This window comes from Dankookia sp. GCM10030260, from assembly GCF_042666655.1.
Classification (GTDB): domain Bacteria; phylum Pseudomonadota; class Alphaproteobacteria; order Acetobacterales; family Acetobacteraceae; genus Paracraurococcus.
In genome coordinates this window covers 18,929-36,109 of sequence record NZ_JBHTDE010000011.1, presented here as the reverse complement: position 1 = coordinate 36,109, position 17,181 = coordinate 18,929, and the positions used below count along the sequence as shown (strand labels likewise).

The following is a 17,181-nucleotide window of genomic DNA, read 5'->3' as shown; positions in this document are numbered from 1 at the left end:
TGATCTCGGCCCGAGGTCATGGGGCTTTTCGCGTTTCCAGGCATTCACTCAGCGTCTTCACCCTGGCCTTCATCCGGCGTTGGCAGGCCAGCGGATCCAGGGCACCCTGCCGCCATGCCTCACCGCCGCAGTCTTCTCGCCGGCGCCGCCGGCCTCCTCGCCGCCCCCGCTCTTGCCCAGGGGGACGCGGCGCGCACGCTTCGCATGGTCCCGCAGGCCGATGTCACGGTGCTCGATCCGCTCGCCACCACCTCCTACGCGGTGCGCAACCATGCGCATCTCTGCTGGGACACGCTCTACGGGCTCGACACCGGGTTCCGCCCGCAGCCGCAGCTCGCCGAGGGCCACGTCGTCGAGGACGATGGCCGCCGCTGGACCTTTACCCTGCGGCAGGGCCCGCGCTTCCATGACGGGGAGCCGATCCGTGCCGCTGACGCCGTCGCCTCCATCCGCCGCTGGATGGCGCGCGACACGCACGGCCAGACGCTCGCGGCGCGGCTCGAGGAAATCCACGCGCTCGACGACCGGCGCTTCGAATTGCGCCTCCGGCGGCCCTTCGGCGTCATGCTGGACGCGCTCGGCAAGTCGTCCTCCTATCCCTGCTTCGTCATGCCGGAACGGTTCGCCGCGCTGCCCGCGACGACGCCCCTGACCGAGATCGTCGGCTCCGGCCCCTACCGCTTCGTGGCGGAGGAGCGCCGGGCCGGCGCACAGGTGGTCTACCGCCGCCACGACGGCTACGTCCCGACCCCGGTCGGCGCCCCCGGCGTCACCGCCGGGCCAAAGATCGCCGGCTTCGAACGGCTGGAATGGCGCATCATTCCCGATGCCGCGACCGCCGCGGCGGCGCTGCAGGCGGGCGAGGTCGACTGGTGGGAGCGCATCACCCCTGACCTGCGGCCGCTGCTGGCACGGCGGCGCGACGTGGTGATCGACCGGATCGAGACGCTCGGCACCGTCGCCATGCTGCGGCCGAACCATCTGCACCCACCCTTCGACGACCCGGCGGTCCGCCGCGCCGTGCTGCCGGCGCTGGCGCAGGCCGATTTCATGGCGGTCCTGTTCGGCGACAACCGCGACAACTGGCGCGACGGCGTCGGCTGCTTCCCGCCGGGCAGCACGCTCGCCTCCGACGAGGGGATGGCAGTGCTGACGTCGCCGCGCGACATCGGACGTGCCCGGGCGGCGCTGGCGGCGACGGGCAAGGCCGGCGCCCGCGTGGTGATGCTGCACCCGGCCGACCAGCAGACCAACAGCGCGCTCACCATGGTGGCGGACGATCTGCTGAAGAAGATCGGCTTCGCGCCGGAGGACGCGACCTCCGACTGGGGCACCATGCTGCAGCGCCGGGCAAGGAAGGACCCGCCGGCGCAGGGCGGCTGGAATGCCGTGGTGGTGCTGTTCGGCGCGGAGGACTTGCTCAACCCAGGCGGCCATCCGCTGCTGCGGGCGAACGGTGGCGATGCCTGGTTCGGCTGGCCGTCCAGCCCGGCGCTGGAAGCCTTGCGCGACACCTGGCTGGAAGAGCCCGATCCGGCGGCGCAGGAGCGCACCGGCCGGCGGATCCAGGCCCAGTTCTTTGCCGACCTGCCCTATTGGCCGCTCGGCCTCTATCAGGTGGACAGCGCCTATCGGCGAGGCCTGCGGGTCGAGCGGCGCGGCCTCGCGCTGCCGCTCAACGTGCGGCGGGACGCATGATGGCGAAACGCGCGGCGGCCGGGCGATCCGGACCATTTCCGACCAGGGAGGCACCAGGATGGATCTCGGCATAGCCGGCCGGCACGCGACGTTTGCGCCGCGAGCAAGGGCCTCGGCAAGGCTTGCGCCGCCGCCTTGGCCAGGGAGGGCATCAGCCTGACCATCGCCGCGCACACGGCCGCCGATATCGAGGCCGCGGCGGAGGCAGAGAGCGGCGACACGCCGGACTGGCCTCCTCCTCGCAACCGGAGGGCGGGCAAGAGCCTCATGATCTCACCCCGAGTTCATGGGGCTTTTCGCGTTTCGGGTTCCGCCTCCTGGGGCGGGATGCGCCATCGAAGCGGGCGAGCGCTGTGTGAGCGTCCGGCATCGTAGTAGCCGATCCACTTCGACAGCCCGGTCCGCAGTTCCGGGCCGGTCTCGAAGGCATGCAGGCAGACGCACTCGTACTTCAGGCTGCGCCACAGCCGCTCAATGAACACGTTGTCCATCCAGCGGCCGCGGCCGTCCATCGAGATGCGCACCCCGGCCTGCTGCAGCAAGCCCGGGAACCGCGGCGAGGTGAACTGGCTGCCCTGGTCGGTATTGAAGATCTCCGGCCGCCCGAACCGCGCCAAGGCCTCCTCCGGCACCTTCAGGCAGAAAACTCCCTCTCCATAATGTTCGACATCCGCCAGGCCAGTACCTTGCGCGGCGCCCAGTCCATCACCGCGACTAGGTAGCGGACGTCGCGCCGCATCGGCAGGTAGCTAATGTCGGTGCACCAGACCTGGCTGGGGCGGTCAATCACCAGATCCCGCAGCTGGTAGGGAAACACGCGGTGTTCGGGGTTCGGCACCGTCGTCCGTGGCCTTTGGTAGATCGGTGCCAGCCCATTCTTCGCCATCAGTCGCCGGATGCGCTTGCGACCGACCACGTAGCCCTGGCGCCGCAGATGCCGCGCCACCTGCCGCGAGCCGCACCAGGGCGTCTCCAGGAACTGCGCGTCGATCAGCCGCATCAACTCGAGGTTCAGCGCCGTCTCGCCTGCCGGTCGGTGGTAGACCCCCGACAGGCTGATCGAGACCAACTCGCACTGCCGCACCACCGACAACTGCGGTGGCTCCGGCTCGATCATCTGGCGGCGCCGCTTTAGGCTCATCGACCGGAGGCTTTCGCCAAAAAAATCCCGATCCACCAGCAGCTGCCCGATCTTCGCCTGCAGCTTCTCGGTATCCGCCTCGGCCGCCTTGGCGCTCTCCTGCGCCGCCGCCTTGCCGGAAAACACGGCCGCCAAGCCCTCCATGGCCTGCCGCGTCCACTCGCCCACCATCGTCTGGTGAATGCCGCGCTTGGCCGCCAGCTGCGCCGTCGTCAGCTTACCCCGCAGCGCCTCCAGCACCAGTTTCGCCTTGGCCTTGGCCTTGGCCTTGGCCTTGGCCTCCGCCGAATACCGCGTCCGCTTGCCCGTCACCCCGGTCCATCCTTCTCGCAGGCGAACCGAGCCGACCCGCCTGTCCGAAATCCCGGGACAACCTCAGTGCAGCTGGAGCGTCGGCGCGTCGTGGCGGTTGTCGGTCGTCATGGCGGGGTACCCTGTTGCGTTCGCCGATCCTGCCCGGCCACTGCTGACGCGCGCCCCGCGTCCGGCGTCAGCGTCCCGTCAACGCGCCCGCTTCCCGCAACCCGGATGATGGCGACGGGCAGAACCAGCGCGACCGTCATCGCGCCGGGAACTGTCGGTCCGAGGCGCAGCGACCCGCCTGCCCCCTCGACGATCTCGCGCGCGATCGGCAGGCCGAGGCCCGTGCCGGGGCCGGCCTCGTCGAGCCGCCCGCCGCGCCGCAGCGCCTCCGCGTGGTCGGTGGCGGCAAGCCCCGGGCCGTCGTCCATTACGGCGACCGCAACCGCGGCGCCTTCTTCCCACACCTCCACCCGCACCGCGGACGCGGCGAAGCGGGCGGCATTCTCCATCAGCGCGCCGAGCGCCTCGGCCAGGTCGTCCTCGTGAATCGCCGCGGCAGCCCCAGGCGGGCCGCCGACCTCCCAGCGGAGCCGCGCGCCCACTGCCGTACGGGAGAGGACGGTGACAAGGCGCTCCGCGACACGCCGCGGCTCGGCGCGCTCGCCCGGAGCGCGGCCCGCGCGGCGGGCCCGGGCGAGCTCACGCTCGACGTGGCGGCGCATCGCCTCCGCCGCGTCTCCGACCGCCGCGGCCGCCTCCACCTGCCCCGCTATCTCCAGGCGCCCGGCCTCGGCGAGCAGGACTTGGATCGGCGTTTTCAGGCCATGGGCGAGGTCCCCAGCGCGGGCGCGCGCCGCGGTGATGTCGCGCTCGCGGTGCGCGAGCAGCTCGTCCAGTTCGCGCGCCAGCGGCAGGATCTCGGTCGGGAAGCCCGCCTCGCCAAGCCGCGCCTCGCGCCCCGACCGGATCGCCGCGAGGCGCTGCCGCACGGCGCCGAGCGGCGCCAGGCCCACGGCGAGTTGCGTCGCGAAGGCGGCGAGCAATAGCGCCGCGATGACGGTGAGGAACGGCAGGAGGTCGCGCCGGAAGCCCGCGCCGGCCTCGGCCAACTCCGCGGCATCGCGGGCGGCCAGGATGACGAGCCGCTCGTCCCCGAGCCGCGCAGGCATGATGACGTCGCGGCGCACTGCCAGCAGCAGCGCCCCGCCCGGGTCCACGAGCTGCACCAGCGCGCCCTCCGTGCCCGCCGCAGGCGGGAGGGCAAGGGTCGCATCCCAGAGCGAGCGCGACTGCAGCACCGGCGCAGCGTCCTCCAGGCGCGAGACCTGCCAGTAGAAGCCCGATAGCGGCCGGTCGTAGCGCGGGTCGCCCGGGGGGGCCGCGAGCACCCAGGCGCCGCCCGGACTGGCAAGGTCGAGCTGCGCGGCCAGCCCTTCAGTCACCGCCGCCAGCTCGCGCGCGAGCTGGCGCTCGGCGTGGCGCTCGAACAGCAGCGACAGCCCCGCCATCGCCGCGGCGAGGGCGACCACGACGGAGGCGAGCCCGGCGAGGAACAGCCGGAGGCGGAGGGAACGCGGCCGCGTCAAGCCGGCGGGGCCGTCGCGGGCAGCGCGTAGCCGAGGCCCCGGCGCGTCTCGATCGCGTCGGGGCCGAGCTTGCGGCGCAGCCGCAGCACCAGCGCCTCAACGGCATTCGCGTCGCGCGCGTCGTCGTCACCGTAGAGCTGCTCGACGATCTCGCCCACGGGCAAGGCCTCGCCACGGCGATGGGCGAGTATGCTGAGGAGGCGCCACTCCAGTGCCGAGAGCGCGACCGGCACGCCGTCCAGCCGGACCTCCTTCAGCCGTGTGTCGAGCGCGAGGCGCCCCGCCTCGATGACGGGCGAGCCCAGCCCAGCCGAGCGGCGGAGCAGCGCGCGCACCCGGGCCAGCAGCTCCTCAACGCGGAAGGGCTTGGGCAGGTAGTCGTCGGCGCCCGCGTCGATCCCCTCCACCCGCTCGGACCAGGCGCCGCGTGCGGTCAGCACCAGCACCGGCACGTGCCGCCCCTCCGCCCGCCACCGCTTGAGCACCGCGAGCCCATCCATGCGCGGCAAGCCGAGGTCGAGCACGACAAGCGCGTAATCCTCAGTCTCGCCGCGGAACAGCGCCTCCTCGCCGTCGGCGGCCAGGTCCACCAGGTAGCCCGCCGCCTCCAGCGCGCGGCGCACGTGCGCGGCGATGCGCGGGTCGTCCTCAGCCAGCAGCAGGCGCATCAATCGTCCACCTTCAGGATGTGGCCCGTCGCAGCGTCCACCTCGTACTCCAGCCGGCGCCCGCGCGGGGTCAGCACCTTGATCTCGTAGACGAAGGTCCCGTCCTCCTCGTCCAGCTCCACCCCGATCACCTCGCCGCCGAGCTGCGGCTGCACCAGGGCGAGGATCTCGGCGAGCGGGCGGATGCGTCCCTCGGCGAGCGCCCGGCGTGCCCGCTGCTGCTCCTCGCGCCGGCGTCGGTCGTCGGCGCGCGCGTCGACGACCGGGGCAGCGAGCAGGGTCAGACAGAACAGGGCGCGGCGGCACGGCATGCGCACCACTATACCACGGCCGCTGACGCCCCGCTGACGGCGGTGCTCGGCGGGGCGTCAGGGGGAGGCTGCTACCAACCGGCTAAGCCCGCCGCACGGCGCGGCGCCCACTGACGGAGTCCGCCACATGAGGAAGACCATGCTCACCGCCGCCCTCGCCGCGGCCGTCGTGACCGGCGGCGTCGCAGCCGCCCAGCCCGCCCCGACCCAGCCCGGTGGCGGCCTACGCTTCTCGGACGTCGCCGCCCGACTGGAGAGCCAGGGTTTCCAGATCGAGGAGATGGACCGGGAGTGGAGCGGCATCGAGGTGAAGGCCACCGACCGCGGCGGCCGGCGGGTGAAGCTGCTGGTGGATGCGGCCACTGGGCAGGTACTGCGGCAGGAAGAGCGCGCGCGCCGCGACGCGGACCGGTGACGGGCTTAGGAGGTCCTGCGGCGATGCTCCTCCATCACGACCCGGCGCTCGCCCTGCTGGCGCTCTTTCTCTTGCTGCTCGGCGCGGCGCCCGCTTTCGCGGCACTCGCGTCCGGGCACGCTGTCCGGCACGGTGCCGACCCCCGCCCGTCGCCGGCCCACACAACCCTTGGCGCTGCAGGCATCACCGAAGCGCGCGGGCTGGCCCCGGTGACGGGGGGGCGAGTGGAGGAATGGCGCGTGGCTGGTCCGCGCTGGCGACGGATGCGGCGGGAGCGCCACGGCGGCCGTGGCGCAAGGGGTCGAGAAGCGCGCGGCCCTGCCGGTGCCGGAAGGGCTGTCGCAGGTTGGTGCGCGCCTTGGGCGCCGGCGCAAGCGCACCGGTGGGTTGAGCGCTTCCACGGCCCCGGCCGGATTCCCGGCATCCTGGACGCCTCGGGCAAGCCGCCCCTGCTCGCTCCCGTACGCCCGTCAGTCCCGCCGGACTTGGAAAAACGTCTTGCCGCTGAGCTCGAACCGTAAGCGTAAGCCTGTCGTGGCCTTGCGGTGACCATGGCGCGTGGTCGATGTCGTGCGGAGGCATTGCCAAGTCGTTGGTTCGATGGACGCGCTTGACCGCGCGACACGACATCCGTCGTGCTTACGCCGCCATCTGGACGCACGTCTCCCGCCGCCGGATCCGAAAAGCCGTGGCGCGGGCATCACGGTACTCAGCAGCGGTCATCAGATGCCGCGGCGGACGGAAATGGCCATGGATCATCGCGGGGGATGACAGGCAGCGCTGCGCTTGCTCCGGCGACTTGAGCCGCTGCATCTGCCACTCTCGGCGCCGCGTCGTCCGGTGCGAGGTCTCGGCGCGGTTGTTCAGGTAGCGACTGGTCGGGTGCTTCACCTCGGGCAGGATATCACGGTGCGCAACGCCGTAGCTGCGAAGGCCGTCAGTGACGAGGCGCTTTGCCTCGTATCATAGCCCAGCGAGCAGGCACTTGAAGAAGCGCTTGGCTGCCGTGGCGTTCCTGCGGTCCTGAACCAGCATGTCGAGGACGACACCGTGCTGGTCCACCGCGCGCCAGAGATAATGCACCTTGCTATTGATTTCCAGGAACACCTCATCGAGGTACCAAGTGTCGCCTGGCTTCGGCCGGCGTCTGCGGAGCTTGCTAGCGAAATCGGCGCCGAACTTGAGGCACCACTGCCGTATGCTCTCGTGGGTGACCGTGATGCCCCGTTCGGCCAGGAGCAGTTCAACGTCCCGGAAGCTCAGGCTGAAGATGTGGTACAACCAGACTGTGTGGCGGATGATGGCGGCCGGGAAGCGGTATCCGGGATAGGTGGCGGGCTCGGACGTCATCCCGCCAGCCTGCCCAAGCCGCTTTGTTTCGGCCAGAGACTGCGAAGTTGACAATGCCACTGGACGCCAGCGGCTGCCGCTTCGAGCCGCCACCGCGACCTCAGTATGATGCGTGGCAATGTCCGGCGCGCCAAGCTCATCAGCGCGAGCCCGGCCGCCCGGGTCGGGCTGTAGAAATGGGGCTGGGCTGCGCTCAATCCATGGAACGCCAGATACGATTTAACTTGGGCCTGCAAGTCTGACCTGCCAAAGGCTGAAGATCGGGAAATGCCCCGGCTTGATATGGAGTTTTGAAAGGAAAATTCATGATCGCCCGAACTAGGTCGCACGGCGAGATCACGCTTCCTCCAGAAGCTTCGTAAAGCCGATCCGCTGGTTGCCATCCTGTAATCCGCTTGGTAGGCGGTCCGTGTTCATTGATGTGTGACGTGTGGGCTACCCCTGCATTCCGCGCAGAAAATCCTGGCTTCGCTCGCGCGTACCTGTCGCGCTCCCTGACTGTGGCGGGCATCGGCTTATTCGCGCCGGGCGCAGCCCAAGGCCACCGCACTGCGGATGGAGATAGCGATGGGGATCACAGACCATCTTGCCGTGGCCGACGTCATTCTCGACCTCGACGCCACGAGCAAGCGGGACGTCCTGCAGCGTCTGGCGAGCGAAGCGGCTCGCCGGTCGGAGCGTGACGAAACCGAAATCCTGGACGCCCTTCGCGCGCGCGAACGGCTGGGGTCTACGGCGCTTGGCCGGGGCGTCGCCCTGCCGCATGCGCGCCTTGAGGGAAATCCTCCGCCGCTCGCTTTGTTCGCGCGGCTGCGGCGCCCGATCGACTTCGAGGCGCGGGACGAGGAGCCGGTGGATCTAGTCATCCTTGTCCTGTGGCCCCAGGCGTCGCCCGAAGGCTTCCTGCCGACCCTGTCGGACACCTGCCGCTCGCTCCGGGAACCTCAGGTGCTCCGGCATTTGCGCTCGGCCAAGGTGGCGGAAGACGTGGTGGCGCTCCTGGCCGGCCCGCCCTTGGCGGCGACGTGACGCCGCAAGGCGGCGATCCGACGCACGCCCCGCGAACCGGAACCTGACACACCGCGATGCCCGATACGCTGCTGCTCCTCACTCTGGTGGTCCTGCCTTTCGTCGGAGCCATCGCGGCCGGGCTGCTGCCGACCCATGCCCGGAACACGGCGGCGGCCATGGCGGGCAGCGTCGCACTCGTAGGCCTGCTGATGGTGTGGGTTGCCTACCCAACCGTCGCGGCCGGCGGCGTGGTGCAGGCGAAGTTTGCCTGGATGCCGGCGCTCGGGCTCAACCTCACGCTGCGCCTCGACGGCCTCGCCTGGCTCTTCGCCGGGCTCGTGACGGGCATCGGCGCGCTCGTGGTGCTTTATGCCCGCTACTACATGGCCGAGGCCGATCCGGTGCCGCGCTTCTTCGCCTTCCTGCTCGCCTTCATGGGCGCGATGACGGGGGTGGTGGTGTCGGGCAACCTGGTGCAACTCGCTTTCTTCTGGGAGCTGACGAGCCTCTTCTCCTTCCTCCTGATCGGCTACTGGCACCATACCGCCTCGGCGCGCGACGGCGCCCGGATGGCGCTGACCGTCACCGCCACGGGCGGGCTCGCCCTCTTCGCCGGCGTGCTGGTGCTGGGCCACATCGTCGGCAGTTACGAGCTCGATGCGGTGCTCGCCGCGGGCGACCGTATCCGGGAGCATCCCCTGTATGCGACCGCGCTGGTGCTGATCCTGCTCGGCGCGATGACCAAGAGCGCGCAGTTCCCCTTCCATTTCTGGCTGCCGAACGCCATGGCGGCGCCGACGCCGGTCTCGGCCTACCTCCATTCGGCAACGCTGGTGAAGGCCGGCATCTTCCTCATGGCGCGCCTCTGGCCGGTGCTGGCGGGCACCGAGGCCTGGTTCCTGATCGTCGGCACCGCCGGCCTAGTGACCATGCTACTCGGCGCCTATGTCGCCATCTTCCAGAACGACCTGAAGGGGTTGCTGGCCTATTCGACCATCAGCCATCTCGGGCTGATCACCTTGCTGCTCGGCCTGAACAGCGAGCTCGCCCTGGTCGCGGCGGTGTTCCACGTGCTGAACCACGCGGCTTTTAAGGCGTCGCTTTTCATGGCGGCGGGCATCATCGACCACGAGACGGGCACACGCGACATCCGCCGGCTGTCGGGGCTGAACCGGTCCATGCCCTTCACGGCGCGGCTCGCCCTGGTCGCGGCCGCGGCGATGGCGGGCGTGCCGCTGCTCAACGGCTTCATCTCCAAGGAGATGTTCTTCGCCGAAGCGCTCTCGGTCGAAGCCCCGCTGCCCGGGCTGCTGAACATCCTGCCCTTCGCCGCGTTACTGGGCAGTGCCTTCAGCGTCGCCTACTCGCTCCGCTTCATCCACGGCGCGTTCTTCGGCCCCGATCCGGTGGACCTGCCGCGCGCGCCGCACGAGCCGGCGACCTGGATGCGCTTCCCGGTCGAGATCCTCGTGCTGACCTGCATCATGGTCGGCCTCCTGCCGGCCGCGACAGTTGGGCCTTTCCTCGCCATCGCCGTGCGGTCCGTGCTGGGCGACGACGTGCCGGACTACAGCCTGTCGGTCTGGCACGGGCTGAACCTGCCGCTGCTGATGAGCATCGTCGCCTTGGCTGGCGGCGTCGGGCTCTACTTGCTGCTGCAGCGGCGGCTGCGCAGCGACGTCGAGGGCGAACCGCTGCTGCATCACCTTGAGGGGCAGCGCATTTTCGAGCGGACCATGGTGTTCCTCTCCTGGAGGCTGGCGCGCCGGGTGGAGGGGATCGCCGGCACCCGCCGGCTGCAGCCGCAGCTGCGGCTGATCCTCTTCGTCGCCTTCCTGGCCGGGGGCGCGGCGGTCTGGCAGCGCGGCTTCGGGCCCGGCAACCTGCCCGCCTCGCCGGTCGACCCGATCCTCGCGCTGATCTGGGCGGCAGGCGGGACCTGCGCCCTCGGCGCGGCCATGCTGGCGAAGTTCCACCGCCTGGCGGCGCTGATCCTGGTGAGCGGCGTCGGCCTCGCGGTGGTCCTGACCTTCGTCTGGTTCTCCGCGCCGGACCTGGCGCTGACGCAGCTCACGGTCGAGGTCGTCACCACCGTGCTGCTGCTGCTCGGCCTGCGCTGGCTGCCGCAGCGCCGGCGCATCCCCGGCGAGCGCGGTCCGGAGGTGCTGACCTTCACCCGAAGGCTGCGCGATCTCGGCATCGCGGTCGGTGCCGGCGGCGGATTGGCGACGCTGTCTTATGCCGTGATGACGCGCACTCCGCCCGACCTGCTGGCGCTCGACTTCCTTGCCCGCGCCTATACCGAGGGCGGCGGCACCAACGTCGTCAACGTCACGCTGCTGGATTTCCGCGGCTTCGACACGCTGGGCGAGATCTTCGTGGTCGCCACGGTCGCGCTCGCTACCTACGCGCTGCTGCGCCGCTTCCGCCCCGCGCCGGACAGCCTCGATGCGCCGATGCAGCAGCTGCACCAGCATGCCCTGCCGGCGACGGCAACGGTCCCGGGCGAGGCGCGGCCGATGGCCGACTGGCTGCTGGTGCCCGCCGTCCTCACGCGGCTGCTCTTCCCGGCCATGCTGCTGGTCGCCGCCTTCCTGCTGCTGCGCGGGCACGACCTGCCGGGCGGCGGCTTCTCGGCCGGCATGGTCGTGGCGATCGCGGTGATCCTGCAGTACATGATCGGCGGCACGGAGTGGACCGAGGACCGGCTGAGCTGGCTGCGGCCGCGCGCGTGGATCGGCGCGGGGCTGCTGCTATCCGCCGGCACCGGGGTGGCCGCCTGGGCTTTCGGCCGGCCCTTCCTCACCTCCTATTTCCGCTATCTCGACCTGCCGGTGATCGGCAAGGTTCCCGCCGCCAGCGCCCTGGTCTTCGACATCGGCGTCTTCGCCCTGGTGGTGGGCGCGACCCTGCTGATGCTGGTCGCCCTGGCGCACCAGTCCGTGCGCGGCCGCCGCGCGGCGCCGTCGGCGCCCGTGGCGCGGATGCCGGCCACGGTGGGGGAGGACTGATGCAGCTCGTCGTCTCTCTGGCGATCGGCCTGCTGGCCGGCTCCGGCGTCTGGCTGCTGCTGCGGGCGCGCACCTTCCAGGTCACCATCGGCCTCGCACTGCTGTCCTACGCGGTGAATCTCTTCATCTTCTCGACCGGCGGGCTGCGCACCGGCGCCGAGGCCGTCCTGGAACCCGGCGAGGTAGGGAGCCTGGCCGGCTACGCCGACCCGGTGCCACAGGCGCTGGTGCTGACCGCGATCGTCATCGGCTTCGCCACCACGGCGCTGCTGCTGGTCGTGCTGCTCGCGGCACGCGGGCTGACCGGGTCCGACCACGTCGACGGGCGGGAGCGGGAGCGGTGACCGGCTGGACCGACCACCTTGTGATCGCCCCGATCGTCGTACCGATGCTGGCGGGCGCCGTGATGATCCTTGCGGGCAACCGTTGGCGTGGGCTGGCCGCCGGGCTTGGCCTCGCCTCCACGATCGCGCTGCTGGCACTCTCGGCCGCCCTGCTGGTACTGGCGGATGCGCCGGAGGTGCGGGTCTACCGGCTGGGCGACTGGCCGGCCTCCTTCGGCATCGTGCTGGTGCTGGACCGGCTCTCGGCGATGATGGTGGCGCTGACCTCCGTTCTCGGCTTCGCCGCCTTCGTCTTCTCGCTGGCCCGCTGGCACCGCGCGGGGGTGCAATTCCACCCGCTGTTCCAGTTCCAGCTCATGGGGCTGAACGGCGCCTTCCTGACCGGCGACCTGTTCAACCTGTTTGTCTTCTTCGAGGTCATGCTCGCCGCCTCCTATGGTTTGGCGTTGCACGGCTCCGGTACCGCGCGGGTCCGGGCCGGGCTGCACTACATCGTCATCAACCTCGTGGCGTCGCTGCTCTTCCTGGTCGGCGTCAGCGTCGTCTACGGCATCGCCGGCACGCTCAGCATGGCCGACTTGGCGATCCGCCTGCGCGGCATAGCGGCCGCGGACCGGGCGCTGCTGGAGGCCGGGCTCGCCGTGCTCGGCATCGCCTTCCTGGTCAAGGCCGCGATGTGGCCGCTCGGCTTCTGGCTGCCGGGCACCTATGCCGCAGCCAGCGCCCCGGCCGCGGCGATCCTCTCCATCCTCAGCAAGGTCGGCATCTATGCGGTGCTGCGCGTCTGGCTGCTGCTGTTCGGCGACGGCGCGGGCGACTCCGCGGGCTTCGGCGGCACCTGGCTGACCCTCGGCGGCCTGCTCACGCTCGGCTTCGGCTCGGTCGCGGTGCTGGCGAGCCAGAACCTCGCGCGCCTGGCCGGGGCGAGCGTGCTCGTCTCCTCCGGGACGCTGCTGACGGCGATCGGCCTGGGCAAGGCGGCCGTCACCGCCGGCGCGCTGCTCTACCTCGTCGGTTCGGTGCTGGCGATCGGCGCCTTCTTCCTGCTGATCGAGCTCGTCGAGCGCGGCCGCGACATCGGCGCCGACGTGCTGGCTGTGACGCGCGAGGCCTTCGGCACCGGCGAGGACCAGGAGGATGGCGAGCCCGGGGAGCGGGATGCGGTCGGCGTGCCGATCCCCGCCGCGGTAGCGACCCTCGGCGTCTCCTTCCTGGCCTGCGCGCTGCTGCTGGCCGGCCTGCCGCCCTTCTCCGGCTTCCTCGCCAAGTTCGCCATGCTGTCGCCGCTGCTGGCGCCGAACGGGGGCCCACCGCCGGCGATGGCCTGGGTGGTGACGGCCGCGCTGATCCTCTCGGGGCTCACGACGGTGGTGGCCATGGTGCGCGCAGGGATGGATGCCTTCTGGGTCTCTCCGGCCGTGATCCCGGTCCGGGTCAGCGTTGTGGAGTTCCTGCCCGTGGCGCTGCTGCTCATGCTCTGCGCCCTGCTGACGATGACCGCCGGCCCGGCCTTCGACTACGCCGCCGCGGCGGCGCAGGCACTGCACGATCCGACCGGCTACCTGCGCGCGGTGCTGCCAGCAGCGGCAAACCTGCGATGAGGCGCGTCCTGCCACATCCGCTGATCGCGCTCGCGCTGCTGCTGTCCTGGCTGGTGCTGGCCGGGAGCGCCTCGCCCGGCACCATCCTGCTCGGCAGCATCATCGCGTTCGCCGGTTCCTGGGCGCTGGCGTCGCTGGCGCCGCCCCGGGCGCGGCTGCGCCGTCTTGCGGTGCTGCCCGGCCTCCTGCGCGACGTCCTGGTGGAGGTGGTGCGCTCGAACAACGCGGTGGCGCGGATCATCCTCGGCCCGGCGGTCGAAGGGACGCGGCGGTCCGGCTTCGTCCACATCCCGCTCGACATGCGCTCGCCCCAAGGTCTGGCGGCGCTGGCCTGCATCCTCACCGCGACGCCCGGTACGGTCTGGGTGGAGTACGATTCCACCGAAGGTACCATGCTGCTGCATGTCCTCGACCTGATCGACGAAGCGGAGTGGGTTCGCATCGTCAAGGAGAAGTGGGAACGGCGCCTGATGGAGATCTTCGAATGAGCGTCGCGCTGCTCGCCTGGGCCGTCCTGCTGGTGCAGCTGCTGCTGCTGGCGGCGATGGGCTGCGCGGTGCTCCGCCTGCTGCTCGGGCCGCGGGCGCAGGACCGGGTGCTCGCGCTTGACACGCTCAACGTCAACGCGACGATGCTGCTGCTGGTCTTCGGCATCCGCACCGGCAGTCCGCACTACTTCGAGGCGGCGCTGCTCATCACGCTGCTCGGCTTCGTCACGACGGCAGCGCTCGCGAAATTCCTCATGCGCGGCGAGGTGATCGAATGACCCATGCTGCCGACCTGCCCCTCTGGGCGGCGCTGATCATTGCCGTGCTGCTGCTGCTGGGTGCCGGGCTGGCGCTCGTCGGCTCCTTCGGCCTGTTGCGCCTGCGGGGCTTCTACGAACGCGTCCATGCGCCGACCCTCGGCACGACGCTCGGGATCTGCAGCGTGCTGGCGGCCTCGATGCTGTTCTTCTCGCTGTTGCAGACGCGCCTGGTCCTGCATGAGATCCTGATCGCGGTGCTGATGGTCATCACCACGCCGGTCACGCTGATGCTGCTAGCCCGCGCCGCGCTCTATCGCGACCGGGTCGAGAGGAACGGGTCGGTGCCGCCGCCGCCAGGGGTCCGGTGGGAAGGCGGCGAGGAGCGCTGACTGGGCTCGCTTCGTCGCCCTTGCGGGGCCTGGCGGGCATCACCGCCCTCGTCAACCGCGGCCGTATCCCGTCGCGCCCGATCGGCTTCGCCATGCGGAGAGGCCTTGGGTCGCGCCGGGACGGGCGGGGCACGCTGAGGTGGGTTCTGTTGCAGCTTTTTGGAACGCTCACGGCAAGATAGCAGCCGGGTATGGCGCGACTGGCGCCGACCGCCCGGAGGGCGGCGCGGACTTGCCGGCCTTTGTGGCTGCCGAGGTTGCCGGCGACCACGATGTCGCCAGGGCTGAGAGTTGCACGAGGGATTGGCTGACCCAGGCGGTGAAGGAGAGGCCGTTGATCAGCCCGTCGATGACGCAGGGCGCGACGATGCGGTCATGGCGCAGGCCGGCGAGGAAGGTGAGCGTCTTCCAGTGGCCGTGCGGTACCCTGGCCAGCAGCGGCGTGCCGCGCGGGCTCCAGCCGCGGGTGCGCGTCATGTTGGTCTTGGCCCCATTCAAGGCTTTGCCTTGAACCATCGACGAAGACCAGGCGGGCGGGATCAGACCGGTGCTGATGCGTCCGCCAGCGGGTCCGCCGGCGCGCCAGGTCCGGCCGATCCGTCTCGCTGGTCAGCAGCGTCTTTTTGAAGCTGAGGCCCCGGCGGCGCAGGAAGCGCCAGACGGTGTCGGGCGCCACCGCAATACCCGCCACCCGCAGGTCGGCAGCCAGGGCGCGCACCGTCCCGTCCGCTTTCGATGCCAGCCGAGTGGTGACCAGTGCGGTGCGGATTGGCCAGCTCGTCCGCGCCGAGCAGGGCCTTGCGGCCAAAAGGCGCGACAGCCGACGTCCGCTCATGCTGCTGAAGGCGGCCGATGCGGTCACCGCAACCTCGAAGCGGGCCGCCGCCTCTCGGACGGTCGCACCGGCCGTCAGCGGAGCGGCGACGCGCCAGCGCAAGTCCAGGGAAAGCGGCCGGGCCATTGCCGCTGGCTTCCTACCCAGCGGCAATCTTGGATCACATCAGCCCCGCGTCGCGGAAGACCTCTTCCGATCCAACACCGTGCTGACACACGCTAGCGGCCTGACTCACACCAAATAGCCTCCGGCAAACCCGGCGCGGTTGACGGTGCCCACAGGTCGGCACCTTGGGCAGCAAAGACGGCGTCCATGGCAAACGTGCGCAGATCTCGCTGCACAGACCGCAGGAGGTTCGCCTCGGCAACACACAGTCCAGCATCAGTCCCGTCGTCGGGAGCAAGACGGGCGACCAACACTTCCATTTTGGTCACCAGGGCAGCGAGCGAGTGTGACGGCATGGCAGCCAGGCTCGCCACCATCACGAGGTCGCCATTGTCTCCCGGGCCGTCCTCCAGCCATGCTTCAGTTTCGGGAACCGCTGCACGTGCTGCGGCCTGCAGCTGCGGCGCATCAGGGCGATGCGCCGCAACCGCAACTCGGCTGGCAGGAAAGAGCAGGATGTCAGCCATGGTCAGCATCCAACACTGAGGACACTGATTCAGTGGGTGCGGAGCAGTTCGCGCTCAGCACCGACGGCCGAAGGTGCGGCAGCATCCAACCGGTAGGCGCCACGATCGGTCAGCAGGAGCCGCGGGCTCGACGGATCGGCTTCCATCTTCTGCCGCAGGCGGTAGATGTGGGTCTCCAGCGTGTGGGTGGTGACGCCGCTGTTGAAGCCCCAGACATCGGCCAGCAGCGTCGTGCGGTCCACGGCCGCGCCATTTGCCCGCAGCAGGTACTTCAGGATCCGGCATTCCTTATCGGTCAGTCGCACCTTGCGGTTCTTGCCGGGGTCCAGCAGCAGCTTGGCGCTCGGGCGGAACTGGTAGGGTCCGATGCTGAAGACCGCGGCTTCCGAGTTGTCGAAGGTGCGCAGTTGGGCGCGGACTCGGGCCAGCAACTCCGGCAAGCGGAAGGGCTTGGCGACGTAGTCATTGGCACCGGCATCAAGGCCACGGACCACGTCGGCTTCCGCATCCGCGCCGGTCAGCATGATGATCGGCGTGTTGTTGCCGTCGCGTCGGAGCTGGGCGCAGAAGTCCCGCCCATCTGCGTCCGGCAGGCCAACATCCATCAGGATGGCATCGTAGCGGACTTCCGCCTCGGCCAGCTTGGCGGTCGCCTCGGAGGCGCTCTCCGCCGCCACCGCAAAGAAGCTGCCGTCCATCGAGATCTGCTCGGCGAGGGTAGCGCGCAGCGTGGCATCGTCTTCGATAATGAGGATGGGACGCGGGGTCATGAGGGGGATCCTGAGCCGAGTGAGTACGCCATCGCTGCACATTGGTGTCTCAAATCTGATCCAATGTTCAACTTAGGGGTTTAAATACGGAAGTTGGATCGCCTTTATCAACGCCAGAATCAGGGCCAGCCAGCACGATGCCGTGTTGCAATGAACGCGTGTGCTTCTCGCACGAACACAACCAAAGATTGATTTTTGATGATTGGCAAACAGTCGAGGATGCTGAGTGGCACAGGTGGCAAACAGCCTGTCCGCCGGGCCCCACCGATCTGGCTTGGCAGGGAAAGTAGCCGGAAGCCTGGTTGGCGTCCGGGCGGGCTATGGAAGGCGCCAGGGCAGTGCGGGCAGCCGGTCGACAATGAGCCAGG

Annotated in this window: 16 protein-coding genes and 1 pseudogene; 9 read left to right on the top strand and 8 right to left on the bottom strand. The window is 70.2% G+C overall.

The genetic code is table 11. The features are described from left to right. Positions 1-114: 114 nt before the first annotated feature. Positions 115-1,698 carry an ABC transporter substrate-binding protein gene (locus ACFQS7_RS24485; protein ID WP_380069771.1) on the top strand — a complete coding sequence of 528 codons (1,584 nt, stop codon included), beginning with the start codon at positions 115-117 and terminating at the stop codon, positions 1,696-1,698. A gap of 284 nt (positions 1,699-1,982) precedes the next feature. Here ACFQS7_RS24485 and ACFQS7_RS24480 read toward each other — a convergent pair. The 4 genes from ACFQS7_RS24480 to ACFQS7_RS24465 all read right to left on the bottom strand — a co-directional run bounded on the left by ACFQS7_RS24480 (position 1,983) and on the right by ACFQS7_RS24465 (position 5,707). Beyond that, a protein-coding gene (locus ACFQS7_RS24480) for an IS3 family transposase (protein ID WP_380069770.1) occupies positions 1,983-3,151 on the bottom strand; the annotation gives its coding sequence in 2 pieces (ribosomal slippage) (positions 1,983-2,342 and positions 2,345-3,151; 1,167 coding nt in all). 107 nt (positions 3,152-3,258) lie between these two features. Next, the gene (locus ACFQS7_RS24475) at positions 3,259-4,728 is read right to left on the bottom strand and encodes a sensor histidine kinase (RefSeq protein WP_380069769.1); all 1,470 of its coding nucleotides are present in this window, start codon (positions 4,726-4,728) and stop codon (positions 3,259-3,261) included. Next, positions 4,725-5,396 (bottom strand): response regulator transcription factor, encoded by a 672-nt coding sequence (locus tag ACFQS7_RS24470; RefSeq protein WP_380069768.1) that lies wholly within the window; start codon positions 5,394-5,396, stop codon positions 4,725-4,727. Before ACFQS7_RS24470 ends, ACFQS7_RS24475 begins: the two co-directional genes overlap by 4 nt. Next, a complete protein-coding gene (locus ACFQS7_RS24465; RefSeq protein ID WP_380069767.1) occupies positions 5,396-5,707 on the bottom strand; it encodes a PepSY domain-containing protein in 312 nt (103 codons plus the stop codon). Before ACFQS7_RS24465 ends, ACFQS7_RS24470 begins: the two co-directional genes overlap by 1 nt. A gap of 127 nt (positions 5,708-5,834) precedes the next feature. Between ACFQS7_RS24465 and ACFQS7_RS24460 the strand changes: the two genes are divergently transcribed. After that, complete coding sequence (locus tag ACFQS7_RS24460; protein ID WP_380069766.1) at positions 5,835-6,122, top strand: PepSY domain-containing protein; 288 nt, start codon at positions 5,835-5,837, stop codon at positions 6,120-6,122. A gap of 639 nt (positions 6,123-6,761) precedes the next feature. Here ACFQS7_RS24460 and ACFQS7_RS24455 read toward each other — a convergent pair. After that, a pseudogene (locus tag ACFQS7_RS24455) lies at positions 6,762-7,472 on the bottom strand (IS6 family transposase). A gap of 567 nt (positions 7,473-8,039) precedes the next feature. Here ACFQS7_RS24455 and ACFQS7_RS24450 point away from each other — a divergent pair. From ACFQS7_RS24450 to mnhG, 7 genes are read left to right on the top strand one after another with little or no spacing between them, the layout of a single operon-like run. After that, the gene (locus tag ACFQS7_RS24450) at positions 8,040-8,501 is read left to right on the top strand and encodes a PTS sugar transporter subunit IIA (protein WP_380069765.1); all 462 of its coding nucleotides are present in this window, start codon (positions 8,040-8,042) and stop codon (positions 8,499-8,501) included. A gap of 56 nt (positions 8,502-8,557) precedes the next feature. Then, entirely contained in the window at positions 8,558-11,494 is a 2,937-nt protein-coding gene (locus ACFQS7_RS24445; RefSeq protein ID WP_380069764.1) for a monovalent cation/H+ antiporter subunit A, read from the top strand. Further along, positions 11,494-11,838, top strand: coding sequence for a Na+/H+ antiporter subunit C (locus ACFQS7_RS24440; RefSeq protein WP_380069763.1), 345 nt, complete (start codon positions 11,494-11,496; stop codon positions 11,836-11,838). The genes ACFQS7_RS24445 and ACFQS7_RS24440 overlap by 1 nt, the downstream gene beginning before the upstream one ends. After that, on the top strand, positions 11,835-13,439 hold the full coding sequence (locus tag ACFQS7_RS24435; RefSeq protein ID WP_380069762.1) for a monovalent cation/H+ antiporter subunit D: 1,605 nt from the start codon (positions 11,835-11,837) through the stop codon (positions 13,437-13,439). Before ACFQS7_RS24440 ends, ACFQS7_RS24435 begins: the two co-directional genes overlap by 4 nt. Beyond that, complete coding sequence (locus ACFQS7_RS24430; protein ID WP_380069761.1) at positions 13,436-13,927, top strand: Na+/H+ antiporter subunit E; 492 nt, start codon at positions 13,436-13,438, stop codon at positions 13,925-13,927. Before ACFQS7_RS24435 ends, ACFQS7_RS24430 begins: the two co-directional genes overlap by 4 nt. After that, positions 13,924-14,205: a K+/H+ antiporter subunit F gene (locus tag ACFQS7_RS24425; protein ID WP_380069760.1), complete on the top strand. Its 282-nt coding sequence runs from the start codon at positions 13,924-13,926 to the stop codon at positions 14,203-14,205. Before ACFQS7_RS24430 ends, ACFQS7_RS24425 begins: the two co-directional genes overlap by 4 nt. Beyond that, positions 14,202-14,576, top strand: coding sequence for a monovalent cation/H(+) antiporter subunit G (gene mnhG / locus ACFQS7_RS24420; protein ID WP_380069759.1), 375 nt, complete (start codon positions 14,202-14,204; stop codon positions 14,574-14,576). The genes ACFQS7_RS24425 and mnhG overlap by 4 nt, the downstream gene beginning before the upstream one ends. A 373-nt stretch (positions 14,577-14,949) precedes the next feature. Here the strand turns inward: mnhG and ACFQS7_RS24415 are convergent, their stop codons facing one another. The 3 genes from ACFQS7_RS24415 to ACFQS7_RS24405 all read right to left on the bottom strand — a co-directional run bounded on the left by ACFQS7_RS24415 (position 14,950) and on the right by ACFQS7_RS24405 (position 16,813). Next, positions 14,950-15,537, bottom strand: coding sequence for a hypothetical protein (locus ACFQS7_RS24415; RefSeq protein WP_380069758.1), 588 nt, complete (start codon positions 15,535-15,537; stop codon positions 14,950-14,952). Positions 15,538-15,629: 92 nt separating this feature from the next. Next, the gene (locus tag ACFQS7_RS24410) at positions 15,630-16,043 is read right to left on the bottom strand and encodes a hypothetical protein (RefSeq protein WP_380069757.1); all 414 of its coding nucleotides are present in this window, start codon (positions 16,041-16,043) and stop codon (positions 15,630-15,632) included. Between the two features lie 29 nt (positions 16,044-16,072). After that, the gene (locus tag ACFQS7_RS24405) at positions 16,073-16,813 is read right to left on the bottom strand and encodes a response regulator transcription factor (RefSeq protein WP_380069756.1); all 741 of its coding nucleotides are present in this window, start codon (positions 16,811-16,813) and stop codon (positions 16,073-16,075) included. Between the last annotated feature and the right edge of the window lie 368 nt (positions 16,814-17,181).